The sequence below is a fragment of the Corallococcus terminator genome (assembly GCF_049194865.1).
GTDB lineage: Bacteria > Myxococcota > Myxococcia > Myxococcales > Myxococcaceae > Myxococcus > Myxococcus terminator_A.
Genome location: NZ_JBLZWL010000043.1, coordinates 39,085 through 65,068, shown reverse-complemented (window position 1 = coordinate 65,068; position 25,984 = coordinate 39,085). Strand labels below are relative to the sequence as shown.

Annotated in this window: 24 protein-coding genes; 12 read left to right on the top strand and 12 right to left on the bottom strand. The window is 68.9% G+C overall.

What is annotated here, in order from left to right:
• Positions 1-9 precede the first annotated feature (9 nt).
• The 3 genes from ACN469_RS15015 to ACN469_RS15005 all read left to right on the top strand — a co-directional run bounded on the left by ACN469_RS15015 (position 10) and on the right by ACN469_RS15005 (position 2,953).
• Positions 10-576: an imm11 family protein gene (locus ACN469_RS15015; RefSeq protein ID WP_498768420.1), complete on the top strand. Its 567-nt coding sequence runs from the start codon at positions 10-12 to the stop codon at positions 574-576.
• A gap of 112 nt (positions 577-688) precedes the next feature.
• The gene (locus ACN469_RS15010; protein ID WP_498768418.1) at positions 689-1,990 is read left to right on the top strand and encodes a phytoene desaturase family protein; all 1,302 of its coding nucleotides are present in this window, start codon (positions 689-691) and stop codon (positions 1,988-1,990) included.
• A gap of 3 nt (positions 1,991-1,993) precedes the next feature.
• Positions 1,994-2,953, top strand: a complete 960-nt coding sequence (locus ACN469_RS15005) for a sigma-70 family RNA polymerase sigma factor (protein WP_498768416.1) — start codon at positions 1,994-1,996, stop codon at positions 2,951-2,953.
• Positions 2,954-3,060: 107 nt separating this feature from the next.
• Here the strand turns inward: ACN469_RS15005 and ACN469_RS15000 are convergent, their stop codons facing one another.
• Positions 3,061-3,858: a prolipoprotein diacylglyceryl transferase gene (locus ACN469_RS15000; RefSeq protein WP_498768414.1), complete on the bottom strand. Its 798-nt coding sequence runs from the start codon at positions 3,856-3,858 to the stop codon at positions 3,061-3,063.
• Between the two features lie 638 nt (positions 3,859-4,496).
• Here ACN469_RS15000 and popC point away from each other — a divergent pair.
• The 4 genes from popC (at position 4,497) to ACN469_RS14980 (ending at position 9,676) form a co-directional block, all read left to right on the top strand.
• Entirely contained in the window at positions 4,497-5,924 is a 1,428-nt protein-coding gene (gene popC / locus ACN469_RS14995; RefSeq protein ID WP_498768412.1) for a subtilisin-like protease PopC, read from the top strand.
• 63 nt (positions 5,925-5,987) lie between these two features.
• A complete protein-coding gene (gene popD / locus ACN469_RS14990; protein WP_498768410.1) occupies positions 5,988-6,401 on the top strand; it encodes a PopC secretion inhibitor PopD in 414 nt (137 codons plus the stop codon).
• A gap of 284 nt (positions 6,402-6,685) precedes the next feature.
• The gene (locus tag ACN469_RS14985; protein WP_498768408.1) at positions 6,686-7,165 is read left to right on the top strand and encodes an SRPBCC family protein; all 480 of its coding nucleotides are present in this window, start codon (positions 6,686-6,688) and stop codon (positions 7,163-7,165) included.
• A 156-nt stretch (positions 7,166-7,321) separates the two neighbouring features.
• Positions 7,322-9,676: a lytic transglycosylase domain-containing protein gene (locus tag ACN469_RS14980; RefSeq protein WP_498768406.1), complete on the top strand. Its 2,355-nt coding sequence runs from the start codon at positions 7,322-7,324 to the stop codon at positions 9,674-9,676.
• Positions 9,677-9,866: 190 nt separating this feature from the next.
• On the opposite strand, the gene ACN469_RS14975 is transcribed toward ACN469_RS14980, so the two are convergent.
• From ACN469_RS14975 to sitA5 (ACN469_RS14925), 11 genes are all read right to left on the bottom strand, one after another.
• Positions 9,867-10,613: an SDR family oxidoreductase gene (locus ACN469_RS14975; protein WP_253996161.1), complete on the bottom strand. Its 747-nt coding sequence runs from the start codon at positions 10,611-10,613 to the stop codon at positions 9,867-9,869.
• Between the two features lie 213 nt (positions 10,614-10,826).
• Complete coding sequence (locus ACN469_RS14970) at positions 10,827-12,044, bottom strand: aminotransferase-like domain-containing protein (protein ID WP_498768404.1); 1,218 nt, start codon at positions 12,042-12,044, stop codon at positions 10,827-10,829.
• Positions 12,041-12,523 (bottom strand): Lrp/AsnC family transcriptional regulator, encoded by a 483-nt coding sequence (locus ACN469_RS14965; RefSeq protein WP_498768402.1) that lies wholly within the window; start codon positions 12,521-12,523, stop codon positions 12,041-12,043. Before ACN469_RS14965 ends, ACN469_RS14970 begins: the two co-directional genes overlap by 4 nt.
• A 470-nt stretch (positions 12,524-12,993) precedes the next feature.
• On the bottom strand, positions 12,994-13,536 hold the full coding sequence (locus tag ACN469_RS14960; RefSeq protein WP_498768399.1) for a hypothetical protein: 543 nt from the start codon (positions 13,534-13,536) through the stop codon (positions 12,994-12,996).
• Positions 13,537-13,594: 58 nt separating this feature from the next.
• A complete protein-coding gene (locus ACN469_RS14955; protein WP_498768397.1) occupies positions 13,595-13,990 on the bottom strand; it encodes a hypothetical protein in 396 nt (131 codons plus the stop codon).
• Positions 13,991-14,098: 108 nt separating this feature from the next.
• Positions 14,099-15,037, bottom strand: coding sequence for a TraB/GumN family protein (locus tag ACN469_RS14950; protein WP_498768395.1), 939 nt, complete (start codon positions 15,035-15,037; stop codon positions 14,099-14,101).
• Between the two features lie 73 nt (positions 15,038-15,110).
• Positions 15,111-15,521 carry a hypothetical protein gene (locus tag ACN469_RS14945; protein ID WP_498768393.1) on the bottom strand — a complete coding sequence of 137 codons (411 nt, stop codon included), beginning with the start codon at positions 15,519-15,521 and terminating at the stop codon, positions 15,111-15,113.
• A gap of 87 nt (positions 15,522-15,608) precedes the next feature.
• Positions 15,609-16,220: a hypothetical protein gene (locus tag ACN469_RS14940; protein ID WP_498768391.1), complete on the bottom strand. Its 612-nt coding sequence runs from the start codon at positions 16,218-16,220 to the stop codon at positions 15,609-15,611.
• 15 nt (positions 16,221-16,235) lie between these two features.
• Positions 16,236-17,702 (bottom strand): SitA5 family polymorphic toxin, encoded by a 1,467-nt coding sequence (gene sitA5, locus ACN469_RS14935; protein WP_498768389.1) that lies wholly within the window; start codon positions 17,700-17,702, stop codon positions 16,236-16,238.
• Between the two features lie 96 nt (positions 17,703-17,798).
• A complete protein-coding gene (locus tag ACN469_RS14930; protein ID WP_498768387.1) occupies positions 17,799-18,407 on the bottom strand; it encodes a hypothetical protein in 609 nt (202 codons plus the stop codon).
• A 22-nt stretch (positions 18,408-18,429) separates the two neighbouring features.
• Positions 18,430-19,875, bottom strand: a complete 1,446-nt coding sequence (gene sitA5, locus ACN469_RS14925; RefSeq protein ID WP_498768385.1) for a SitA5 family polymorphic toxin — start codon at positions 19,873-19,875, stop codon at positions 18,430-18,432.
• A 270-nt stretch (positions 19,876-20,145) separates the two neighbouring features.
• On the opposite strand from sitA5 (ACN469_RS14925), the gene ACN469_RS14920 reads away from it, so the two are divergent.
• The 5 genes from ACN469_RS14920 (at position 20,146) to ACN469_RS14900 (ending at position 25,984) form a co-directional block, all read left to right on the top strand.
• Positions 20,146-20,883 (top strand): TetR/AcrR family transcriptional regulator, encoded by a 738-nt coding sequence (locus ACN469_RS14920; protein WP_498768383.1) that lies wholly within the window; start codon positions 20,146-20,148, stop codon positions 20,881-20,883.
• A gap of 11 nt (positions 20,884-20,894) precedes the next feature.
• On the top strand, positions 20,895-21,890 hold the full coding sequence (locus tag ACN469_RS14915) for a 3-oxoacyl-ACP synthase III family protein (RefSeq protein WP_498768381.1): 996 nt from the start codon (positions 20,895-20,897) through the stop codon (positions 21,888-21,890).
• Between the two features lie 15 nt (positions 21,891-21,905).
• Complete coding sequence (locus ACN469_RS14910; protein ID WP_498768379.1) at positions 21,906-23,459, top strand: class I adenylate-forming enzyme family protein; 1,554 nt, start codon at positions 21,906-21,908, stop codon at positions 23,457-23,459.
• 90 nt (positions 23,460-23,549) lie between these two features.
• Positions 23,550-24,149 carry a hypothetical protein gene (locus tag ACN469_RS14905; RefSeq protein ID WP_498768377.1) on the top strand — a complete coding sequence of 200 codons (600 nt, stop codon included), beginning with the start codon at positions 23,550-23,552 and terminating at the stop codon, positions 24,147-24,149.
• A 155-nt stretch (positions 24,150-24,304) separates the two neighbouring features.
• The gene (locus ACN469_RS14900) at positions 24,305-25,984 is read left to right on the top strand and encodes a hypothetical protein (RefSeq protein WP_498768375.1); all 1,680 of its coding nucleotides are present in this window, start codon (positions 24,305-24,307) and stop codon (positions 25,982-25,984) included.

Sequence of the window (25,984 nt, the reverse complement as noted above, 5' to 3'; positions counted from 1 at the left end):
GTTCCCTCCATGTCTCGGCGCTTCTTCGAGCTGCATGATGATGTCCAGGCTCCTGGGCGCTGGCATTTGGGGATGCCCGTCGACGCTCGCGGCCGTGCCGTGAATGAGCCCGAGCGCTTTCGGCTAGGCACGCCCGTCCCGGTGGATGGTCGCTTGCGACTGCCCATCGAAGTGCCAGGCCGCCCTCTCGACTTCACCGAGGCGGGGGTGCGAATCCCGGTGGTGCACGTCAAGGTCGCGACGGCCTTCACGGAGCTGGCGCCCGATGACGTTCAGCTCGTCCCGGTGGACATCGAAAAGCATGAGGACGCGTATCTCATCCTGGTGGCCACCCGCCTCATCCGCTGCATCGACGAGAAGGCCACGCGGATTCAGCGCTGGCTGCCCGAGGACGGAGTGCCCGAGAAGATAGGCCAGTATGCCTCTGTGCGAGGCCTGCGTATCGATGCCTCGCAAGTGGGTGAGGCCCGCGTCTTTCGACCGGAAGGCTGGCCCGGAGCCCTCATCATCTCCGAGGACCTTCGAGATGCACTGATGAGGGTCGGGGCGACGGGACTGGCGCTCAAGGAGGTGTGAGCCCCAGCTTCCAGAAGTATTCGCCGAGCCCTCTGTAACCTTTCGCCCCCCATTTTCGTGGAGTCGTCGAGTGCTCGGGATTTTCCCGGGCGTGAGTCGACGGAGGACGGACATGGACGCGAAGAAGGTGGCGGTGGTGGGTGGCGGACTGGGTGGGCTCGCGGCGGCGGCCCTGCTGGCGCGCGGTGGCTGCGCGGTGACGCTGTACGAGCGCTCCAAGCACCTGGGTGGACGCGCGCAGACGTCGGAGGTGGAGGGCTTCCGCTTCAACCTGGGGCCGCACGCCCTGTACCGCGCGGGAGCCGGCATGCGGGTGCTCGGCCGCCTCGGCGTGAAGCCTCGCGGTGGCATCCCCGGCCAGTCAGGCGCCGCGTACGCCCTGCGCGCGGGCCGACTGCACACCCTGCCGCGCGGCCCCGTGTCGCTGATGACGACGGACGTGCTGCACCTGCCTGGCAAGCTGGAGATGGCCAGGCTCCTCGCGAGCCTCCGTCGAATCGACGCGGACTCCCTGGCCCATGTGTCCCTGCGCGAGTGGTTGGACACGCGCCTGTCCCGCGATGACGTGCGCGCCGTCGTCGCCACGCTCGCGCGTGTGGCCACCTACTGCGGAGACCTGGACGCCTTGAGCGCGCAGGTCGCGGTGACGCAGCTCCAGCTCGCGCTCGAGGCGAACGTGCTCTACCTCGACGACGGCTGGGCCGCGCTCGTGTCGTCGGTGGAGTCCGTCGCCCGCGAGGCGGGCGTCACCCTGGAGCTCTCCGCGCGAGTCGACGGCGTCGTCATCGAGTCGGGCCACGTCCAGGGCCTGCGAATGGGCGACGGCACCGTGCGCGCGGCGGACGCGGTGGTGCTGGCCGGAAGCCCGGGTGATGTGTCCAACCTCCTGCCCGAAGACACGGTGCTCGCGCGAGAGGCCGCCGAGTCGACGCCGGTGAAGGCCGCCACGCTGGAGCTGGGCCTGTCGCGGCTGCCCAGGCCGGAGGCGCTGTTCGCGCTCGGCATCGATGGTCCATGGTACGTCTCCGTGCACTCCGCCTTCGCGAAGCTGGGGCCGGAGGGAGGCGCCATGGTGCACGTCATGAAGTACCTCGCGACGCCCGACACCGAGGCGAGTGAAGCCGAGCTGGAAGCGGTGATGGACGTGCTGCAACCCGGCTGGCGCGCACACCTGGTCGCCCGGCGCTTCCGGCCCTCGCTGGTGGTGAGCCACCGGATTCCCACGGCGAAGTCGGGAGGGTTCGCGGGCCGCCCGTCGCCAGAGGTGCCGCACGTGCGCGGCCTGTACCGCGTGGGAGACTGGGTGGGCGCCGAGGGCCTGCTGGTGGACGCATCCTTCGCCAGCGCGGAGTCGGTGGAGCGCGCGCTGCTGCGACAGCGCTACGAGGAGCCGCGCCTCGCGGTGGGAGCCTGAGCCATGTCGGACGTGTCGCACGGAGCACTGGCGAAGGCGGCGCGCGAGCACGAGCGCTACCTCTGGGGGCTGTGCTACCGCATGACGGGCGTGGCGGCGGACGCGGACGAGCTGGTGCAGGAGACCTTCGCCCGCGCGCTGACCTCCCCGCCAGCGCGTCACGAGGAGCTGCGCCCCTGGCTGACGCGCGTGGCGGTGAACCTGTCGCGAGACGCCCTGCGCCGCCGACGACGCGAGGGCTACATCGGCCCCTGGCTGCCCTCGCCGCTGGAGACCGGTGACGAGGAGGTGCCGCCCGCGGTGGAGGCGCGGCTGCCGGGCGGAGGCTCGACGGAGGGCCGCTACGAGCTGTTGGAGAGCGTCTCCTTCGCCTTCCTGCTGGCGCTGGAGGCCCTGACGCCCAAGCAGCGCGCCGTGCTGCTCCTGCGCGACGTGTTCGACTCCACCGTGCACGAAGTCGCCGAGGCACTGGGAATGACCGAGGCCAACGTGAAGGTGGTGCACCACCGCGCCCGCGCGGCCATGGCGGCGTACGACGGCGCGCGCTGCCTGCCGACGAAGGACCTCCAACAGCGCACCCGCGCGGCGCTCGAAGGGTTCCTCGGCGCGCTGCTGACGGGAGACGTGGCGGCGGCCGAGGCACTGCTTGCCCACGACGTGCTGACCCTGACGGATGGCCGAGGCGAGGTGCGCGCCGCCCACGTGCCCCTGGTGGGCCCCAAGCGCGTGCTGACGTTCCTGACACGGCTGATGGAGCAGCGCGGGCCGCCCCTCGCGGTGGAGCTCCAGTGGCTCAACGGCCTGCCCGCGCTGGTGCTGGTGTATGCGCCCGGGAAGGACCCCTTGCTTGCCACGCGCGCGGTGGTGCGCGTGGAGCTGGGCGCGGACGGACGCATCGCCCACATCCACTCGGTGCTCACGCCGCGCAAGCTCTCCGCCGTGCGCATCCCCACACCGGCGTGAAGCGAGCCGACCCACCGGAGTCGCCAGGGCGCGGCGATGTCACGCGGCCCTGCCCTCCGGACAGCAAGAGGCCCTCGCGAACCACCGCGAGGGCCTGGAGCAACACCCTACCGAGCCGTGCTGCCCAGCGTATTCCCAGGCGGCGCTGACGGCGCGCGCGACTCGCGGCGGCGCAAGAGCCCCCACAGGCCATAGGCCACCAGCGCGAAGCAGCCGTACTGCGCGGGCGTCAGGCCGAAGTAGCGCGCGTCCACGTAGTTCATGTCCGTGGCGCGCAGGAAGTCGAAGCTGAACCGGCACGCGGCGTACAGCAGCGAGAGCAGCGGCAACAGCCGCCCCTTCATCTTCTCCACGTCGCGCAGCGCGTACAGCAGGCCGGAGATGAGGAAGAGGGCGATGGCGTCGTACATGCCCAGGTCGTGCCGGGCCCCGTTGGGGAAGGCCACAGCGAGGAAGAAGTCGGTGCGCACGCCCGGATGGTCATGCACCGCGAAGCAGCCCAACCGCGCCACCGCCCAGCCCGGCGCCACGCCCAGGGCGAACGCGTCCGCGTAGTCGTTGAAGCGCAGCTTGCGGTGCCGGAAGAAGAAGAAGGCCGCGATGATGCCGCCCACCAGACCGCCGAAGGACGACAGCCCGTCCCACACCTTCAGAATCTGGAGCGGCCCCTTGGACAGCTCCTCCGGGTGGTAGAAGAACAGGTGCACCCAGTGGCCCACCAGCACGCCCACGCCCACGCCCCACGGGGCGTAGTCGGCGAGCGGCGTCGGGTCCAACCCTTGGCGCTGCGCCTGGCGACCGAGCAACCGCGCGGCCAGCAGGATGCCCACGGCGACGAAGATGCCGAAGGGCTCGATGGTGAGGGGCCCCAGCTTCAGCGAAGGGGCATGCCAGTAGGGAATCACGTCGATGGCTCCAAGGGACGGACCGCTTGCGCCCACTTAATCCGTCGTGGGCGACGTAGGCGAACAATTGTGGGGACACGAACTTCCCCCTCCCTCCCCGCCCCTTCCAACACCCCGGGTCGGCTGGCGGACACCGCTCTTGTGACGCTCCGAGCAGTCTGGGGGGCCTCCTTCATACTTCCCGACGCTCCAGAAAGTCCCGCAAGGACCGATTCGGGGGGGCTCATGCGTCTACAGCATGGAATCCCTGGTTTAATTGTCAGGCCCGTCCTGTCCAATCTCACAATGGGGTCGGGGATTCCTGGAGGAGAGCGCGAAGCCATGGAAGGGCGAGCCACAGCCATCGGAGGTCGGGCGCCCGTGAAGGCGACGGACCGGGGTGTACGGCGGCTCGCACGCGAGGACGCGGTGGCGTCCTTGAAGTCCTGGGGAGTCGGGGGCCGGAGGGCTGCCCCATGCCGCAAGGAGGTCTCATGCGCCGGGGAAGAGGACCCGGCTGTTCAGCGCCGCTCAGCAGCGTGCGCCATCCACATCCGCCGGGCTCGAGAGGCTCCGGGCGCGGCGGACGCAGCTTGGGTGCCGGTGGCCCTTGGTTCACGCCGCCAGCGTTGCACGGTCGTTCAAGGAGTAGACAACCCATGAAGTCCTACCTGTTGGTTCCCAAGGAGTCCATCGAAACGCAGGCCCGCGTCGGGCCTCGCGGTACGCAGCAGGGCGAGCGCGTGTTGCCGCGCACCACGGCGCTTCGCTTCGCGGTCGCCAATCGCGCACCGGACACCCTGTCGTCGCTGGGCCTGCGCTCGGCCACGCTGCCCGGCCCGCGTCCGGCCATCAGCGGCCAGGAAGAGCGCAAGCGCGTGGCGAAGGGGTCCAAAATCAAGCGCCCCACCACGCGCGGCGCCGACTCCACGACGGCGCCGCTGCCGGGCTCACCGGTGTCGGAGCAGACCGGCAGCGAGGCGGGCAGCTTCCGCTTCATGCCGCTCATCGGCGCCACCATGGCCCACTTCTACTCGGAGGACACGGAGCGCGAGGCGCGCGGCGAGCTGGCCGCGGACTTCGAGTTCATCCCCGACGTCGTGCCCCTGTCCTTCCCCGGCCCCGTGTCGGCGGGACAGTCCGGCCCGCGCAACCGGGGCATGAGCTCGCTGGCCGAGCGCGAGTGGCCCGAGGAGAGCGGTGTGCCCCTGGCTCACGCCCAGGGCATCCGCGGCGCGGGCGTGCTGCTCGGCGTGCTCGACACCGGCGTGGACGCCGACCACCCCGAGCACGCCGCCAAGGTCATCCAGTTCCGCTACGTGTCGCTGTTCCCCAACTCACCGCACAATCCAGCGCGCGACATCCGGGGCTTCGACCCGGATGGCCACGGCACGCACGTGTGCGGCATCGCCGCGGGCACGCACCACGGCGTCGCGCCGGAGGTCGACCTCTATGTCGCGTCCGTCATCGAGTCGGAGACCATCCGCACCAGCCTGGGCCGCGTGGCCGCCGGCATGGAGTGGCTGCTGCACCAGTTCAGCAGCCCGCAGAACGTCACCCGTCCCGCCGTCGTCAATCTCTCGCTGGGCTTCCCGCTCAAGCCGCCTCCGGGCATCTCCGAGGCGGACTACAAGCTCAACCAGCGCGCGCTCCAGACGATGATTCGTCGCCTGCTCGACAGCAACGTCCTGCCTGTTGTCGCGGCAGGCAACAGTGGACCCGACTCGGTTGGTTATCCAGCCGCCTTTGACGAGTCCCTGGCCGTCGGTGCAGTCGACTTCGAGCGCAACGTGGCCCATTTCTCGGCCAGCGGTGTCGTGGAGCGCCGCGTCGTGCCCGACATCATGGGTTACGGGGTGAACGTGTATTCCAGCACTGAAAGGCGCTGCAACAATCAGGCGTTCTACGAGCGAATGAGTGGCACGAGCATGGCGGCACCTTATGTAGCGGGTATCGCGGCGCTCTACCGATGCCGTGCCCCTGACTTGACGGCGCTCGAAGTGCGGGATTTGATTTTGGCCAATGCGGTCAAACTTCCTCGCTCAAGCGGACACCGGACAGGCAAGGGCCTGGCTGTATTCAGGTGACGGCGGGTTGAAGCCGGGGTCGGCGCCAGTCGAGCGCCGGGCCCGGGGGAGGAGGATGAGGCCATGAGCAGAAAGATTGGCGAGCCGGGGGACGGCTTCGCGACGGGTTCGTCCCGCGTCACGTCGGCGGTACGTCCGTTGCCCGGCCTGGCCGGTGCGCGGACGCAGCCTGAGTGGATAGATGTCACGGTCATGCCCCGCGAGACGCCCAGGGCGCCTCGAGGGCACACCCCTGTCCGTCCTCCGTCCCTGTCACGGGCGGAGGTCCACCGGGCCGGGCAGGCGGAGAGCGCTCGTTTCCACGAGAGCTTCATGCTCTGGCTCGAGGCGCACCACCTCCTGGGCTCCGTGCGTTCGGTGAGCGAGCCGGGCTCGTTGCCCATGCTCCACCTGCGCTGCGCGCCGCGCGTGCTGGACCAGCTGCGGCGTGCTCCGGAGTTCGAGGCGGGCGCCATGATGCCCGTCGACCTCTACTAGCGGTGGGTGCCCCTCGCCGTGCACCCCTGGTTTGGGCTCCCCATCCGATGACGCGGAGGGCGGCCCGTGGTGGCTTGTTCCACCGTCGCGGCCTTCCCGCGTTTCCAATTCGGGAAACGCACGGGTTCTCCGCTTCTTCCTGACTAGCGTAGAAAGTCGCGATTCTCCTGTCATCCCGCAATCGCCCCGCGGGGCATGTATGCGTCATCTGTCGGTTGATAGAGGACAGCCTGGGTGTTGGGGCTGCCTTGCAGTCGCCAGAGCCGCGGAATGAGGGGAGAAAGATGTATCGACTGAGGACCGAGGCCTTCATCGACGCGCCGCCCGACGCCGTGTGGGAGGTGCTGGGTGATTTCGCCCGCTATCCCACGTGGAACCCCTTGATGGTGGAGGCGCGGGGCCGGGTGGAGCGCGGGGCGCATGTGAAGATGAAGGTCCGTCCGCCAGGGGGCCTGGGGCGCGTGTATGGCTTCACGGCGACGATGTCGCGCGTGGAGCGGCCTGGGGCGCTCGAGTGGACGGGCGGCATTCCTGGCCTGATGTATGGACGTCACTACTTCCTGTTGTCCGCGGAGGGCACGGGGACGCGGCTGGTCCACGGTGAGGACTTCAGCGGCGTGGTGACGTGGGTGGCGCGGCACAGGCTGAAGACGCTCCAGCCGTCATATGAGGCGCTGAACCGCGCGCTGGCGGAGCGGGTGCAAGCGGCGCGGGCGAATCCCTCGGTGTCCACACCACCACCGCGCAGCTTCACCCACGTGTAGCGCTCCGTTCCGTCGTGTTTCGAGCAGTGACGCGCGGACACTTCGCGCGCGTCTATCGCCTGGACGACGCGTGTGCGCCCGGCGCGGCTGGCGCCCGGTCCCAAGTCTGCTCGGCGTGCAAATCCTCAGCGGCCCGATTCGCGGAAGAGGGCATGCATGGATGGACGACGTCGGCTGCGCGTGGGTGCCATGGCGATGTGCGTGGCCTGCGTGGGCCTGGTGGGCGGCGCGGGCTCCGCTCGGGCACAGTCGCCCGAGGATGACGGGCCGGGTGAGGGGCTGTCGGAGGAGCAGCTGGAGCAGCTGCTCGACACTCCGGCGGAGCAGCCCTCTGGAGCGGAGCTGTCGGTGGTGTCCTTCGGGCCCGAGCAGCTCGCGCCCTACTTCGCGGAAGGCGTCCTCGCCAAGGCCCGCGACGAGCTGCGCCGGGGCCGTCATGCCCGCGCGCGCGCGCTGCTCAAGGACGAGGAGTCCACGCTGCCGGTCCGCTTCCTGCGCGCGCAGAGCTCGATGTTCGCCAGGGACTACGCCACCGCCGCGGACGAGTTCGCTGGGCTGGCCGTCGACTACGTCCCCCTGAAGGACCACTGCCTGCTGTGGGCGGCGCAGGCGAACGAGAAGCTGCATCGGCTGGAGCTGGCGACCTCCCAGTACCGCGAGGTGAGCCCGGGCTCTCCTCTCTACGCGGAGGCGCGCTTCAGCCTGTCGCGCGTGCTGCAGCGTCGGAAGGACGTCCCCGGGGCACTGCAGGCGCTCCAGGAGCTCATCGACAGCCGGCAGGCGCGAGGGCCGGATGCGCTGCGGATGAAGGCGCTGCTGGCCATCTGTGATTTGGCCCGTGTGCAGGGCCTCTACAATGTCGAGCACCGCGCGCTCCTGGAGGTGTGGGCCACCAGCCCCCTGTCGCGCGAGGCGCAGCGGGCGCGTCAGCGGTTGCAGGGCCTGCCGTTGCCCACCAAGTGGAAGGTGCGCCGGGGTGAGGCGCTGGTGGAGCTGCACCGGCACGCCTCCGCGATGGATATGTTGTGGGGGGTGATGTCCTCGGTGGACCTGCCCGACGAGCTGTCCTGTCGCGCGCACCTCGCCTACGGACGCGCGCTGCGCAAGGACCGCCAGCACCGCCGCGCCATCCAGCTGCTCACGCCCGTGGCGGAGAAGTGCATGTCCGCCGAGCAGCGGCCCCAGGCGCTCTACGTGCTGGGCTACTCGCAGTCGGTGGTGGACCCCAAGTCCGCCATCAACACCTATGCGACGCTCGCGCGCGACTATCCCGATCACGGCTATGCCGACGACGCGCTCTTCTTCGAAGCGTGGCTTCTCCAACGTACGGGCCAGCTCGACAGCGCATTGGAGCGCTACGAGGAGACGGCGCGTCGCTACCCGGGGGGTAACTTCGCGTCGGAGGCGCTCTTCCGGGCCTTCTGGCTCCACTCGCGCAAGGACGCTCCGGCCGCCGCGCTGGCCGCGCTGGAGGCCGTGGAGAAGCTGCCCGCGGCGTCTCGCACGGACGAGGCGCTGTGGCGCTCCCGCTACTGGCGCGCGCGGGTGCGCGAGCCGGTGCCGCTGACGAACGCCACCGCGCTCGATGAATACGAGCTGCTGGCGACCGAGCGACCCGCGACCTGGTACGGGATGCTGGCGCGCTCGCGGCTGGCGTTGCTGGCGCCGGAGCGGCTGACGCGCCTGACGCCGCCTCCCGGGGCGGGTGACGACGCGCCGCCGCCGGACGAGGTGTGGCCGCTGCCGCCCGGGCCGCTGCGCCATGACGCGCGCTTCGCGGCGGGCGTGGAGCTGATTCGACTGGGGCAGCCGGGAGCGGCGGAGGAGCTGCTCGCGGTGAACTCGCGCGGGTTGGCGGAGGCGCCGGCGCGCCTGCTCTACCAGACGGTGCTGCGCACGGGCCGCCAGCGGGCCGCGCGGCAGGTGGCGCGCGAGTCACTGCGCCAGGAGGTGCAGGGTCCCCTGAGCGCGGCGTCGCGTCCCGTGTGGGAGGCCACCTGGCCGCTGGCGTTCCGGAGCGTCATCCAGCGCTATGCACGCGCATCGAAGGTGGACCCGGACCTGATGCAGGGCCTCATCCGCGAGGAGAGCCGCTTCCGTCCGCAGGCGCGCTCGGCCACGGGGGCGCTGGGGCTCGCGCAGCTCATGCCCGCGACGGCGCGGCAGGTGGCCACCTCGTTGAAGTTGGGGGAGGTGGGTGAGGCCGCGCTGCTCCAGCCCGCGCAGAACGTCCGATTGGGCTCGGCCTACCTGGGACAGCTGCTCAACCGCTTCGGCGGCAACATGGCGTACGCGGTGGCCGCCTACAACGCGGGGCCTGGAGCGGTGGACCGCTGGCGTCACGCGCTGCCGCAGGCGGAGCTGGACGAGTGGGTGGAGCACATCGCCTTCGACGAGACGCGCGAGTACGTGAAGCACGTGCTCGGCAGCTACGGCGCCTACAAGCTGCTCTACAAGGGCGAGCCCGTGCTGCTGCACCAGCTGCGCGTGGGCGACGTCAGCCGAAGGTAGAGGTCGAGGGACTGGCGCGTCCGCCTATCGCGGGCGCCGACAGGCCCCAGGCGCCTGTCTGGGCGAGCCCGGTGAAGGTGCCGCGACGTTGCGAGGCGCCTGCCCCGAGCGCGCCGTGCCCGCTCGACGCAGGAGCACGACGCATGCGAGCCGCGTCCCCACGCTCGGTGGGGACACGGCCCGGCGCGGCCTAGAAGTTGAGGCCGCCGTCCACGTCGATGGTGCGGCCGTTGAAGTAGTCGCACTCGAGGATGAACTTCACGGCCAGCCAGATGTCCTCGGGCAGGCCGATGCGGCCCACGGGAATCGAGGCCACCAGCGCGTCGCGGGCCTTCTGGTTCATTCCCTGCGTCATCGGCGTCTCAATCATGCCCGGGGCCACCGCGCCCACGCGGATGCCGAAGGGGCCGAACTCGCGCGACCACGTCACGGTGTTCGCCGCGAGCGCCGCCTTGGCGGACACGTAGTTGGACTGACCGCGGTTGCCGTGCCGGGCGATGGACGACATGTTCACGACGACGCCGTTGCCCTGGTCCGTCTCCACCATCTTCGCCACCACCTCGCGCACCATCAGCGTGGCGCCCGTGAGGTTGACGCCAATGACGGCGTTCCAGTCGGCGGTGGACAGCTTCTTCACCTGGCCCGTGGTCCGGTCCTTCTTCACCAGCAGCGCGTCGCGGAGGATGCCCGCGTTGTTGATGAGGCCGTTGAGCCCGCCCATGGCCCCGTGCGCCCAGCTCACGAAGGACGTGATGTCCTCCTCGGACGACACATCCAGCTTGCGGCGGTGGATGCTCGCGGGCAGCGCCGCCAGCTTCTCCTCGTTGACGTCGCCCACGGCCACCTGCGCGCCCGCCTCCACCAGCCGCTGCGCGAAGTGCGCGCCCATGCCCTGGGCACCACCCGTCACCACCACCTTCAGGTCCTTGAGCTGCATGTGTCTGTCTCTCCGGTGTGTTGGGAGCGGCAGGGGAACCCTGGGGGGCCGTGCCGCCGTTGAAACCCGCCGCGCAGGCTACGCAACACCGCGCCCCCTGGCCAGCGCCGAAGAAGTTGAAACCTGAATCGGCATTCAACTCTGATGGAAATGAAAACGCCGCGTCGGGGAGTCCGACGCGGCGCGGCACGGCCTTGAAGTGTCAGCGCTGGGCTACAGGGCGCCGGAGATGACGGCGCCCAGCCGGCGCATGCCCTCGACAATCAGGTCGGGCGGCCGGTTGGAGTAGTTGAGGCGGATGAACTCCGAGCGCGGGTTCATGGCGAAGAAGGGGCTGCCCGGCACGAAGGCGACCTTCTGCTCGACGGCCCGGGGCAGCAGGGTGTCGCCGCTGATGCCGGGGGGCAGCTTTGCCCACAGGAACATGCCGCCGTCCGGGTGCGTCCAGCTCATGCCCTCGGGCATGTGGGCCTTGAGCGCGTCCAGCATGGCGTTGGCGCGCTCGCCGTAGACGGGGCGCAGCGCGTCCAGGTGCTTGTAGTAGTCGAAGTTCCGCAGCAGCTTCTCCACCGCGCGCTGGGCGAGGGTGGCGGTGTGCAGGTCCGTGGACTGCTTGGCGATGGTGAGGCTGCGCACGAAGTCGCGCGGGCCTGCCACCCAGCCGATGCGCAGGCCCGGGGCCAGCGTCTTGGAGAAGGTGCCCAGCGACACGACGACGCCCTGGTCGTCGAAGGAGGCCAGCGACGGCAGGTGCTCGCCCCGGAAGCGCAGCTCGCCGTACGGGTCGTCTTCGAGGATGAGGAAGCGGTGCTGCTGCGCCAGCCGCACCAGGGCCTTGCGGCGCTCCAGCGACAGGGTGGTGCCCTTGGGGTTCTGGAAGTTGGCGACGACGTAGAGCAGCTTGGGCTTGTGCGTCGCGAGCACGCGCTCCAGGTCGTCGATGCGCATGCCCTCGTCGTCGCTCTCCACGGTGGCGAACTTCGCCTCGTAGCCGCCGAACGTCTGGAGCGCGGCCAGGTAGCTGGGGTTCTCCACGATGACCAGGTCACCGGGGTCCAGCAGCACCTTGGCCACCAGGTCGATGCCCTGCTGCGAGCCGTTGGTGATGAGAATCTGGTCCGCGTCGCACACGCGGCCGGCGCGGGCCAGGTGCGTGCAGATCCACTCGCGCAGGGGGGCGTAGCCCTCGGTGGTGCTGTACTGGAGCGCGGCGCGGCCTTCCTGGGCCAGGACCTGGGCGTGCGCCTGGGCGATGGCCTCCAGGGGGAAGAGCTCGGGCGCGGGCAGGCCGCCGGCGAAGGAGAGGATGTCCGGGCGCTCGGCCACCTTGAGGATTTCGCGCACCGCGGACGTCTTGATGCGCGACATGCGTTGCGCGAGTCGCCAGACCGGTGGCGGGGGAAGGGGTGCGCTCATGGCGTCGGCGCTCATCTTTCACTCTCCTTGGCGAGCTCGGGAGGCACGCGGACATGCGTGTCCTCCTTGATGGAAGACAGGACGATGGTTGTTTGGGTGCGGGTGACGCCCGCGATGGTGCGCAGCGTCTCCACGAGGAGCGAGTCGAGCGTCCGCGTGTTCGCCGTCTTGACCTTCACGAGGTACGAGTCCTGCCCGGCGACGCGGTGGCACTCCAGCACGTCCGGCAGAGCGAGGACCTTCTTGGCGAAGCCCTCGAAGTACTTCGGATGCTCGATGCTCACCCCGATGAAGGCGGTGATGTCCTTGCCCAGCTTCGTCGCGTCGACGCGCGCCGCGTAGCCGGTGATGATGCCCCGCTCCTCCAGCTTGCGGATGCGCTCGGCCACCGCCGGCTGGGACAGCCCCACCGCGCGGGAGAGCTCCAGCTGCGTCGCGCGGCCATCGCGCTGCAGCAGGTCCACCAGGCGAATGTCGAGCTCATCCATGGGCATGGGCGGGATGGACCTTATTTTTATAAGTCCCGGAAGGTTTCGACAGCTAAATTAAATTTGGCGCCCAAAATAAGCAAGTGGGTGGAAATCGCAAGTCCGAACGACGTGGGAGGTCGCTCGGTGGGCGATTCGCCTGCGGAAGCGAGGGCCTTGGGGGAGCGGGCGTGGGCCTCGCGGGTACGGCGGTGAGTCGTGGCCTCGACGGGGAGTGGACCCGGAGGCGGGCGTCAGGTGCGGCGGGGCTCCATCCGGAGGCGGAGCCCCTGGACCGCGTCAGATGGGGGACCACCGCACGCCGTCAGACTGATGGCCAGGGCCACCCTCCAGCTTGCTCGCATGACCACCTCCGTGGCTTCGCGCGAAACGCGGACGTTCTCCAGGAGTTGCTTGGAGTTGTTCCAGGTGCGGGAAAACGTCACCAGAAAGGCATTGGAGGCGCGGCCTCGTGCGGTAGTGCTGTTCTCCTTTGTTCAGAACGGAGAACCCCTCGTCCGCACCTCGAGTGTGTTGGTGTTGAGCGTGACGACGAGCCGCCGGATGACTTCGTCTCGCTGCGCGGGCGTCATGGCGCCGAGCGCCCCGCGCAGCGCGGTGGCGTCCTCTTCCGTCCAGCGCCGTGCCGCGATGGCGTTGTCGATGACCTGGGTGCCCTCCTGGAACGCCGCCAGGTTCTGGGGCGTGGCCTCCGCGACAGGCGGCTGCTTCTGAGCATCCTCGGGCCCGGACGGAGCCCTGTTGCCCAGCTCCTCGCGCAGTATCTGGGCCAGCTCCGCGCGCAGCCAGACCGCGTCCACGGTGCTGCCCGTGGGAGGCGCGCTGGCCTGGCGCATCTGGAAGGGCGGGGCGCGTGCCGCTTCAAGGACGGACTCGAGCAGCGCGCGCTGGCGGGCAAGCTCCTCCAGCACGGGGCTCGTATCGGCCGAGCTCGGAGCGGTCACCCGTCCCGCGACGAAGCCCACGAGGGGGCCCAGGCAGAGCGAGGCGGTCAGCAGCAGCTTCATTCGCGAGGACATGCGCTCGGACTCCATGGGAGGGGCGGGCACAGCGAGCGTGCCCTCCCTGGTGCGGAACTCAGGGCGCCTTCGGCGCGTACTGCGACGCATTGGCGACGGAGATGTTCGTGCAGGTGCCGATGGTGTCCCAGGCGAAGTACAGGTACGAGTCGCCGTGGATGTCGCGCGCGGCTTCGACGAGCGCCGCGTTCGTCGAGTAGCAGGTCACCATGGGGCTGGTGGGGCCCTGCGCGAAGCACAGGACGCTCGGTGGGCCCGATGCGGGGGTGTTCACCTGACAGCCAATGTTCTGAATATTGTCCGCCGTGTCGCGCGCCGAGGCCAGCGAGCCCCACGCCTTGCGCGAGGTCGAGTTGACCACGACGGGGGACGCGGTCTTCTGCCCTGCCCAGGCCGCGGTGCCGACGAGCGCGGTGGCGAGGATGCCCGCGACCCGTTGATGATTCTTCTTCATGTGCTCACTCCTGATGGGTGACGAAGGTGTCTCCCCAGGAGTGAGGATGGTTCACACTCCGTGATGAAGGCCAGGACTTGATGCGAAGCCCGGATGGTGAGCCTTTGTCTACTCAATGGGGGTGTCACGCGGGAGCTGGCGCACGGTGTGGCCCTTCTTCTGGAGGAGGGCGACGATGCCCTCGGGGCCGACGACGTGGCCCGCGCCGACCACCATCAAGTGCACGCGGGGTTCGGTGAGCAGGGCTTCCAGGCGGGTGGCCATCTGGGTGTTGCGCTCGAAGAAGATGCGCTCGTAGACGGGGCGGTAGGTGGCGTCCTTGGCGCCTTCGAGGAGGAGGGTGGCCATGCCGTCCGCGTCGCCGGCCTTCCATGCGGAGGTGAGGGCCTCGACGATTTCGCCGGGGCCCTGCTCGCGGCGGAGCTGGTCTCGGAGCATGAGGTCCTGCAGGTTGTCGGGGGTGCCGGAGAGCATGCGGAACTGACTCTCGGCGGACTCCAGCTCCAGCACTTGCATCTTGGCGGCGTGGGCGCGGTCGAGGAAGGCGCGGTCCACGCCGTGGCCCTGTTCGTAGCCGGCGGCCTGGAACTCCAGGTTGTTGAGGACGACGCCGGCGAGCCAGGGGCGCAGGCGCTCGAGGCCCTGGACTTGTACGCCCAGGCGCGTGGCGGCGCGGCTCAGGAGGTCGCGGGTGCTGGGGTCCAGGCGTTGGGAGAGGCTCTGGTCTTCGGGGAGGGTGCCCAGCTCGCGCACGAGCTTCTGCATCGCGGTGGCGTCAGTGCGGGTGGTGTCGACCTCGACGGCGAGGACCTGGGCCTTGGAGAAGGCGGACTCCATGGAGGAGGGGAGGGTGAGGGCGCCGGCCTTGCCCATGTGGATGGAGCCGACGAGGTAGGCGGTGCCTCCGCGCGGGTCCTTCACTTCCCACAGGAAGGCGTTGCCGGAGTCGACGGGGACGTACTTCCGCGCGGCGGGCGTGGAGGCACAGCCGGCGCCGAGCAGCGCGACGAGGAGCAGGGACAGCGGCAGGGACGACGGGCGCTTCATGGAGTGGGCTTCCCCCTGAGTGTCCACGCATCGAACCACCCGGGCGCCTGTCGCGTCGAGGTGTGAGCGCGGGTCAGTCCCGCTTCAAGATGACGCCGTCGTCACTGATGGCGTAGCTCGCGCCGGGGTCCATGACCTCGGGTTTGAGGCCGCAGCGCTCTGCTTCGTTGGGCGTGAAGTGGACGAAGGTCATCCGCTCTCCGCGCACCAGCCAGGCGTCATAGGTGTCGGGGGCGAGCAGACACCGGGTCATGGCATCGGCGTCCTTGGGCGGGGGCGTTCCCGGATGCAGGTAGTCCTCCAGGGCGATGTGGAGCGCCTTGAGCTGGTGGCCCTCCACGATGATGGAGGCGTCCTTTGTCCAGGAGGGGAACTGGATGCTGTCCGCGACCTCGGGGGGCGCGAGTGGTGCTTGAGGGCGTGCGCGAGAGAGCTGGCAGCCCCCCATCGTGAGCGCGAGCACGCAGAGGGTGAGCCGCTTCATCCGGAGGAGCCTCGAACGGGTAGGAGTGGGTTCCGCCGACATGGGCCTCGCGGATGGAGTTGAGTGTATCCACGGGGTCCTTGTTCGTCAGAACCTCACGCCATCGAGTGTTTGCAGGACGGCGAGGAGCGCCTCCTCCGTGGTTCCGAAGAGCTTGGCGATAACGGGTGCCGAATTGGTCGCTGCCACGGTTTCTGGAGGTGACTTCAGCATGGCCTCCACGTTGATGCGGCTGGTGCCGGGCCAGGGCGCGGCGAGCAGTTCTTGTCGTCTGCGAGTGGGGTCGAGGAAGGTGAAGCAGGGCCAGGACGGGAGCTTCAGCGTGTCGACGTCACAATCGACGAAGCGGCAGGCGTCGAGCCGTGCTCCGGAGAAGTCGCAGTCCTCGATGCCGCCCATCGCCCTTTCCGCCTCCTCTTCGAAGGGCCAGCGGCCGAAGTCGTTTCCGCTCATCGTGCCGGTGAAGCGGCAGCCCTTGAGGAACGCCCTGTACCAGCGGAGGTTCTTGAGCTCCTGTTTGACCTCGATGACACAGTCGATGAGCCGTGGCCGGATGAGAATCAGGTTTCGGGCCGTGACTCTAATCGTCACGGTGCAGCCGCGAAGGGTCAGGTTCGGGCCGAGGAAGGCGATGTCCTCACGACCGAGGACAAGCCGCTCGTTCTCTATCACCCTGTTCTCGATGTTGAGCTGAGCCATCCGTACTCTCTTGGGTTAAAAGTCAATCATCCGGAAGAAGAAGCCCGCCATGCGCTGCCCGTGGAGCGCGAGGTTGGAATCCGTTCCCGAGAGAATCTCGTACCTGTAGCCCGTGGTGGGATCAATCGCGTCGACGCCTCGGTTGCTCCAGCGTAACTGTTGGAATTGGGCTTTCAACTGGTCCTCCACGTACCTCCCTCGGGCCTGCCGCTCAAGGAGGCGTGCCAGCCAGTGCGCTCCCTTCGCGATGGCGGCTTCAATGGCGCGTGCTTCTTGGAAGCTCAGGTTGGTGGGCCCCCACTGCTCCGCGAGGCGCAGTGCGGCGGCCTGAAGCTGGTCGCCGACAGGGTCGCTCTTGGGAATGGCGCTGGTGGGATTGCTGGCGGGCACATGCCAGCGCTGGCCGTTGATGACCACCTGCTGATTGCCTCCCTGGTGTTGGACGAGGACGCGCACCGGTGAGCCCGTCGTCGCGGGAGGAGTCGAGGCTTGCGCGCCGTGCCTTCGCGCCAGGATGGAGAAGGTGCCCTCGGAGGTCGCCGCCACCGACTCCACTTCGGCCAGCGTCGCGAGCCTCGCGCCTCCCTGGGCCTCTGTCTGTGCGGCGGCCTGGGCGTAGCCCGGCAGCGCGGGCATCTTCTTGGAGAGCTTCCCCGCGCCAACGCCCACGGCCGCCGTGACGAGCATCACCAGCACCCGCGCGGTGTTCTCGCCCATCACCTTGCCGTAGGTCTCCCCGGCGTCCTCCAGTTCCCCGAAGGTGGTGGCCCGGCCCGCGTCCTCCATCAGCCGAGTCCAGCCCTGCATCAACCCCCAGACGGTGTCGACGCCCAGCCACGCCAGCATGCTCACCGTCAGCACCGCCGCCACGCCCTTGGAAATCGGCTCAGGGAGTGCCCAGAGGACGAAGTAGAGCGTGGCGGACCACACCACGAGGGCCAGCACCGCGGCGGGGTCCGCCATGTCCCGGAGAGAGTGACGCGTCTCCTCCAGCACCGAGCCCATCGCGAGCGCGAGCGCCACCGCGTACCGGTCCTCGCTGCCCAGCACGGGGCTATCCACCAGCAAGCGCAGGCAGTCCCCGCCACCCTGCGTGCGCTGACACCAACGGAGGTACTCCCGCTTCAGCTCCGCCTCCGCCGCCGTCTCCGGGCGCACCTCCAGGGAAGCCAGCCGGTAGACGCGTCCGCCCCTCTCGAGGCTCGCGGGCTCGGAGTCCGGTGCGTGTGCGAGGAGCTGTCGGACAGCCTCGGGCGAAACCCGTCCGGGGCGCACTTCACGGGCCAGCCGCGAGACGGCCCGGGTGAAGTCGTCCTTGTCCAGCTCCACGGGCTCGGCGTCAGAGCCTCGGAGCGGGATGACTCGCTGCGAGTACCAGGCTTCCTGCGCCCCCTCGCTGGAGGCCGTGCTTGGGAGACGCGCCGCACCCCCACAGGCGGTCAGCAATGCGAGCAGGAAGGCACCACCCCGACGGAGCACCATGAGTCTCCCTTCAGCGGCGAGGACCTCCGACGCTACGAGGAACCCATTTCCACCACGAGGACGTCGCGCGTAGCGCTACCTCGAAAGGGGTGCCCGTCAGAACCTCACGCCATCGAGTGTTCGCAGAACGGCGAGGAGTTCCTCCTCGGTGGTGCCGAAGCGCTTGGCGACAGTGGGTGCGGAATCGGTCGCGGCCACGGTCTCCGGAGGTGAATCCACAAGGACTTCCGCGACGATGCGGCTCGTGCCGGGCCAGGGCGCGGCGAGCAACTCCTGCCGCCTGCGAGTGGGGTCCAGGAAGGTGAAGCAGGGCCAGGACGGGAGCTTCAATGTGTCGACGTCGCAGTTGAGGAATCGGCAGGCGTTGAGCCGCGCTCCGGAGAAGTCGCAGTCCTCGATGCCGCCCAGTGCCTGCACCGCCTCCTCGTCGAAGGGCCAGCGACCGAAATCGTTTCCGGTCATCTTGCCGGTGAAGCGGCAGCCCTTCAGGAAAGCTCGATTCCATCGAAAGTTCTTGAGCTCCTGCTTGACCTCGATGACGCAGTCAATGAATCGCACCTTGCTGATGACGAGGCCACGAGCAGGCACGCGAATGATGACCGTGCAGTTCCTCAGGGTCAGGTCATGTCCCAGGTAATAGAGTTCCGTCTTGCTGTTCAGTACCAGCCGCTCGCCTTGGATTTCTCGGTTCTGGAACTGAATCATGAGGGGCCTTGGGAGGGCTTCTTCAGAAGGTGACCATCCGGAACATCAGGTCCGCGAGTCGCCGACCATGCAGCGCGAGGTTGGATTCCGTCCCGGAGAGCACCTCGTAGCGGTAGCCGGTGGAGGGATCAACCGCGTCCACCCCCTTTTTGCTCCATTTCAGCAGAGGGAACTCGTCGCGGAGTTGTCGCTCCACGCTTCGTCCTCGTGCCTCTCGTTCGAGCAGCCGTGCCAGCCAGTGCGCTCCCTTCGCGAGAGCGGCACGAATGGCGACTGTTTCCTCTCGTGAGAGTTGATGGGGCCCCCAGCGTTGGGCGAGGCGCAGTGCGGCGGCCTGAAGCTGGTCGCCGACAGGGTCGCTCTTGGGAATGGCGCTGGTGGGATTGCTGGCGGGCACATGCCAGCGCTGGCCGTTGATGACCACCTGCTGATTGCCTCCCTGGTGTTGGACGAGGACTCGCACTGGTGAGCCCGTCGTCGCGGGAGGCACCGAGGCTTGAGCGCCGGGTTTGCGCGCCAGGATGGAGAAGGTACCCTCCGAAGTCGCGGCCACCGACTCCACTTCGGCCAGCGTCGCGAGCCTCGCGCCTCCCTGCGCCTCTGCCTGCGCGTAGCCCGGCAGCGCGGGCATCTTCTTGGAGAGCTTCCCCGCGCCAACACCCACGGCCGCCGTGACGAGCATCACCAGCACCCGCGCGGTGTTTTCGCCCATCACCTTGCCGTAGGTCTCCCCGGCGTCCTCCAGTTCCCCGAAGGTGGTGGCCCGGCCCGCGTCCTCCATCAGCCGAGTCCAGCCCTGCATCAACCCCCAGACGGTGTCGACGCCCAGCCACGCCAGCATGCTCACCGTCAGCACCGCCGCCACGCCCTTGGAAATCGGCTCAGGGAGTGCCCAGAGGACGAAGTAGAGCGTGGCGGACCACACCACGAGGGCCAGCACCGCGGCGGGGTCCGCCATGTCCCGGAGAGAGTGACGCGTCTCCTCCAGCACCGAGCCCATCGCGAGCGCGAGCGCCACCGCGTACCGGTCCTCGCTGCCCAGCACGGGGCCGTCCACCAGCAAGCGCAGGCAGTCCCCGCCACCCTGCGTGCGCTGACACCAACGGAGGTACTCCCGCTTCAGCTCCGCCTCCGCCGCCGTCTCCGGGCGCACGTCCACGGGAGTCATCCGGTAGACGCGTCCGGGGCTCGCGGGCTCGGAGTCCGGTACACGCTCGAGGAGCTGTCGGACAACCTCGGGCGAAACCCGTCCGGGACGGACCTCTCTGGCCAGCCGCGTGACGGTCCGGGTGAACTCCTCCTTGTCCAACTCCACCGGCTCCGCGTCCGAGCCCCGGAGCGGGACGACCCGCTGCGAGTACCAGGCCTCCTGCGCTCCCTCGCTGGAGGCCGTGCGCGGGACACGCGCCGCACCCCCACAGGCCGTCAGCAATGCGAGCAGGAAGGCACCACCCCGACGGAGCACCATGAGTCTCCCTTCAGCGGCGAGGACCTCCGACGCTACGAAGAACCCATTTCCACCACGAGGACGTTGCGCGTCGCGCTACCTCGCCAGAACGGATGTTCTTTCCAGGGTAATCACCACTCCGCTGACCCCCATGCCATTCGGGGTACGCTCCTCCGAGCGGAGACATGAGGTCTCCAGGTGACGCCCTGCGTCGCCCACAGTCCATGACGCGCGGAGCCATGCTCCGCGCTTTGACAACCCCGTCGAGCGGGTGCTACCGCTAGGTGAAACATGAATCGGCCTTCAACTTCTCCAGACCGCTCCGGACCCGTCACGCCGCGAGGACAGCGGACGCGTGCGAAGCTGCTGAAGGCCGCCGAGTCGGTCTTCGGAGAGAAGGGCTATGAGCGCGCGTCCATCGCGGACATCACCCGCAAGGGCGGCGTGGCGCTCGGCACGTTCTACGTCTACTTCCCGGACAAGCAGTCCATCTTCGTCGAAGTCGTCGACGACCTGGGCACCCGCCTGCGCCGCCTCATCGGTGACTCCACCGCCGCGTGCGACAGCCGCATGGACGTGGAGCGCGAGGGCCTGCGCACCTTCTTCCAGTTCGTCCGCCAGCACCCCAACCTCTACCGCGTCGTGCGCCAGGCCGAGTTCGTCGACACCGACTGCTACCGCCGCTACTACGACCGCTTCGCCAAGGGTTACGTCAACGGCCTGTCCGTCGCCATGGACGCGGGCGAAGTCCGCAGCATGGACCCGGAGGCGCTCGCCTACTGCCTGATGGGCATCGCCGACTTCCTCGGCATGCGCTGGGTGCTCTGGGAAGAGGACCCGGGCCTGGAGCGCGTGCTCGACACCGCCATGGGCCTCATCCGCCACGGCATGGACGCCCGCTCGGCCGCTCCCGCGCGCAACAGCGTCAAGTCCACTGCTTCCAAGGCGAGCCCCGCGAAGGCCGCCCCCGCCAAGAAGAAGAACACCCTGCGTCCCGCGCGCCGCCCGGCGCGGAGCGCCCGGAGCTGAGAAGACCGCACATGCGATACGCGCAGATCCTCGCCACTGGTCGTTACGTCCCCGAGAAGGTCCTCACCAACGCGGACGTCGAGAAGATTCTCGGTGAGCCCGTGGACGAGTGGCTCCAGCAGAACGTGGGCATCAAGGAACGCCACGTCATGGCCGACACGGAGGCCACCAGCGACCTCTGCGTCGCCGCCGCCCGCCAGGCCCTGGAGCGCTCCGGGACGAAGCCCGAGGAGCTGGACCTCATCATCGTCGCCACCGACACGCCCGACTACCTGAGCCCCGCCACCTCCTCCGTGGTGCAGGCCAAGCTGGGCGCCACCAACGCCGGCACCTACGACCTCAACTGCGCGTGCGCGGGTTGGGTGACGGCGCTGGACGTGGGCTCGAAGACCATCGCCGCGGATGACGCCTACCACCGCATCCTCGTGGTCGGCGCGTACGGCATGACGCGCTACGTGAACTGGAAGGACAAGAAGACCTGCACCCTGTTCGCGGACGGCGCGGGCGCAGTGGTGCTCGGCGCGGGCGACAAGCCCGGCTTCATGGGCGCACGCCTGCTCGCCAATGGCGAGTACCACGACGCGCTCGGCATCTACACCGGCGGCACCCACCGTCCCGCCACCGCGGAGACGCTGCCCCTCACCGGTGGCAAGCCCGCTGTCCAGTTCGTTCGCAAGTTCCCCGCCACGTTCAACACCGAGCGCTGGCCCATGCTGTTGGACCAGCTCCTCAAGAAGCAGTCGCAGACGCTGGACGACGTGAAGCTCTTCGTCTTCACCCAGCTCAACCTGCGCACCATCGAAGCCACCATGAAGGTGCTCGGCCAGCCGATGGCCAAGGCGCACTACACCATGGACAAGTGGGGCTACACCGGCTCGGCCTGCATCCCGATGACGCTCGATGACGCCGTCGTCCAGGGCAAGGTGCGCCGGGGCGACCTCGTGGCCTTCTGTGCCAGCGGCGGCGGTCTCGCCATGGCCTCCGCCCTCTACCGCTGGACGGCCTGAGACGTGGAGGCGCGCATGTTCATCGGCGACTGGATGGGGCGGGGCGCCCTGTACTGGCCCGAGCACGTCGCGGTGGTGGACACGGCCAAGGGTGACGCCGGCCGCTTCACCTACCGTGCCCTGAACACGCGCGCCGAGGCGCTCGGAGGCTGGCTGCGTGACGTGGCCGGCGTGAAGCGCGGCGACCGCGTGGGCCTCGTCGCCCACAACGGCGTCGAGTACCTGGATGCGCTCTACGCCTGCGGCAAGCTGGGCGCCATCTTCGTCCCCTACAACTGGCGCCTGCACGCCTCCGAGCTCACGGACCTGGTCCGCGCCATCCGCCCGCGCGTGCTCCTCTTCGGCGACGACTTCCGCGACGCCGTGGCCCAGGTGCGCGAGAGCATCGGTGACTCGCTCGGCCTCGTGTCCCTGGAGTCACAAGGGTTGCCCGGCGCCGCCACGTACACGGAGGTCCTCGCGCACCGCTCCGCCGAGCCTGTGAAGAACGACGCGGTGTCCGAGGAGGACACGCTGTGCCTGCTCTTCACCGGCGGGACGACGGGCCGCTCGAAGGGCGCGTGCATCAGCTACCGCATGGTGGCGTGGAACACGCTCAACACGCTGGTGCACGAGCTGCGCCCCGGCGACGTCACGGTGACGCACACGCCCATGTTCCACACGGGCGGGCTGCTCGTGTACTCGGTGCCGCTGCTCACCGCGGGCGGCACCATCGTCATCATGCGACGGTGGGACCCGGAGGAGCTGCTCGCGCTCATCCCTCGCGAGAAGGTGTCGCTCTTCTTCGCGGTGCCCACGCAGTACCAGCAACTGCTCGACTCGCCGCGCTTCGCCACGACGGACTTCTCCACCGTGCGCTTCATGACCAGCGGTGGCGCGGCGCTGCCGGTGCCGCTGATTCAAGCGTGGCAGGCCGTGCACGCGGTGCCCTTCAAGCAGGGCTTCGGCATGACGGAGTTCGGCCCGGGAATCTTCAGCATGGGGCCCGAGTTCGCGGTGTCGAAGGCGGGCTCCATCGGCCGCCCCAACTACTTCATCGCCGCGAAGCTGGTGGACGACGACGGCCGCGAGGTGCCGACGGGCGACGTGGGTGAGCTGCTCCTCAAGGGGCCCTCCATGTGCTCGGGCTACTTCGAGGACGAGGCCGCCACGCGCGAGGCCATCGACCCGGAGGGCTGGTTCCACACCGGCGACCTGGCGCGCAAGGACGTTGACGGCTTCTTCACCATCTCCGGCCGCAAGAAGGACATGTTCATCTCCGGCGGAGAGAACGTGTACCCGCTGGAGCTGGAGTCGGTCCTCTACGAGCACGCGGCCGTGCAGCAGTGCTCGGTCATCGGCGTGCCGGACGCGAAGTGGGGCGAGGTCGGCCGGGCCTTCGTGGTGCTCAAGCCCGGGGAGGCGTGCTCCTCGGAGGCGCTGCTGGAGCACCTGCGCGGGAGGCTGGCGCGCTTCAAGGTGCCCAAGCGGGTGGAGTTGGTGGAGCGCCTGCCCATCTCTGCGGCGGGAAAGATTCTCAAGCGCGAGCTGCGCGAGGCGGCCATCGCCGCCGATGCGGAGGGCCGATGACACCCTCCGTGTTCGACGCGCCGCGCTGATTCATTTTATCGGCTGTCGTCACATCCCGGCGGTGACGCCGGAGAGAAGAGGAGCACTCACATGAAGAAGAAGCTGCTGTCCGCGGTCATGGTTTGCGCGCTGGGCCTCGTAGGCTGCGGAGATGATGACGACAAGGCCCCGCCCATCGAGGCGCCCAAGCTGAACAGCTCCGCCAACATCCTCGCGTTCCTCGAGGGCAAGACGCTGCTGATGTCGGGGGACAACATCCCCAGCCACCCCAACGGCCTCAACGAAGATGTCGACTATGGCGCGGCGTCCCAGTGTTACCAGAGCGTCACCATGTCGGTGGCGGGTGGCAACTTCAAGGTCGACAGCATCCCGGGCACCATCGCCGACGGCGCCTGCAACCACAACGCGCCGAAGAACCCGCTCTCCTTCACCTCCACCACCGTCCTCATCGAGAACGTGGCGTCCGACGGAAGCTGCTTCGACGTGACGTTCACCTTCCCGGGCGGTCTGGTGCAGGAAGGCCGCGGCGGCTTCACCACGGACCAGAAGACGCTCAAGCTGGAGCTCTTCTTCAAGAACCAGTCGACGGGCAGCCGCTGCGCCAACGGCGCGGTGGGCACGGCCAGCACCGTGACGCTCAACGGCCAGCCCTTCGCGGGCAACGCCGTGCAGACGTACGCCGTCCGCTAGGCCGCGTCACCTCGTGCCGGAGGGAGGGCGCGCTCCCGCCCTCTCTTCCGGACGACGGACTGGACGCGGGCGCTCGCCGCCCCGTCCCTGGAGCACGGCCGTACCGCAGCCAGCGACAGTGGTGACATCCGAGCCCGGTGCACCGGGAGTGCCCCGTGCGCGGGGCCGAGGTGGATATGACGGGAAGTGGGTTTGAAGCACGCGAGACGCTGCGGCGAGGCGCGAGGATGCTCGCGGCGCTGGGGCTCGTGGGACTGGCGACGCCGGCCGCCGCGCAGAGCACCCCGGTGCCAGGGCTGTACGCCGAGTGGCTGGAGGCGAAGGACCGCGAGGAGGACGCCGAGCCTCGTGAGCTCACGCTCATCAACTACTTCTTCACCCGCGTCTCCATGACGAACCAGGTCGGTGACCCGGCGGGCCTGCGCGGTGTGTCGCTGGGCCCCATCGGCTCGCCGGTGGGCAGCGCGGTGAGCACGGAGTCGGGCCGCTCGGCGTACTTCATCGAGCAGCGCTGGATTCCCGTCATCGAGTACAGCCCCTTCTTCGTCGACGGGCTGGCGTCCTTCCGCGCGCAGTTCGAGGTGGACTTCCTCTGGGGTCGCTCGGCCAACACCATTGGTCAGAACGAGGGCGGCGGCTTCAACGCCGACCAGGTGAACATCCAGACGAAGAACGTCAACGTCGCCATCTACCCGACGCGCAATCCCAGCCAGCTCACGCTGCTCGTCGGCACGCAGCCCGTCTACGACAACGCCCATGACCCGACGCGCACGCCGCTGTCGGACCTCACGCGCACGGGCTACAAGCTGGCCTTCCTCGGCAGCGACGCCACGGGCCTCTCCATCTTCAGCAGCTACAAGGGCACCGCGCGCCTCAGCCTGATGCCGCTGGGCAGCGCGCAGGCGGACCGTGCCACGAAGAACGACCCGCGCCTGAAGTACATCTGGCTGGCGATGGCGGACTACGTCTACCCGGTGCGCCCCAACACCAACGTGGGCGCGTCGTTCTGGGTCCTGAACGACGACACCAAGGGTGACGCGTACGCCTTCGAGGGCCTGGTGAAGAGCGGCCCGTCGTCCTCGGGTCTCCCCGGCTTCACCGGCACGGCGCGCTTCAACATCAACCGCCCCACCGGCAACGTGTTCTGGGCGGGTGCGCACTTCAATCACAACATCGACTTCCGCAACGGGCGGCTCGGGGCCTCCGGCTTCGTCATGTACAACGGCGGCAAGTACGAGAGCGACGACCCGGAGAACTCGGTGCTCGACGAGCTGAACATCTCCGGCGTGTCCGCCAACCTGGAGGTCCTGTATCAGTGGGGTCGAGGCCCCGGCGACGTCATCACCGTGGAGGGCATGTTCTCCTCCGGTGACTCGAACCTGGAAGACGACAAGTACACGGGCGCCTTCACGCTGAACCAGTACGGCCTGCCGGGCGCGGTGTGGTTCAACCACAAGATGCTCATCCTGTTCCCGTTCACCAGCACGGTGAACAACTACACGGGCGCGGTGACGGACATCTCCAACCAGGGCTACGGCCTGCGCGCGGGCATCGCCTCGGCGGCGTGGGACATCATCCCCAACAAGCTCAACCTCAAGGTGGCCACGGGCCTGGCCAACGCGGGGGCGGACCCGACGCGCTGGGTGTCCGACGTGCGGCGCGGCCGGTTCATCGGCGCCGAGGTCAACGCGGAGCTGCGCTACCACCTCCGCTACCTGATGACCGTGGGTCTCCACGGCGGCTACCTCTTCCGCGGCAGCTTCTACGACGGCGCGACCACCGTGCGGAGCGACCCGTGGGCGGCCTTCACCACCTTCACCTGGTACGCGTTCTGA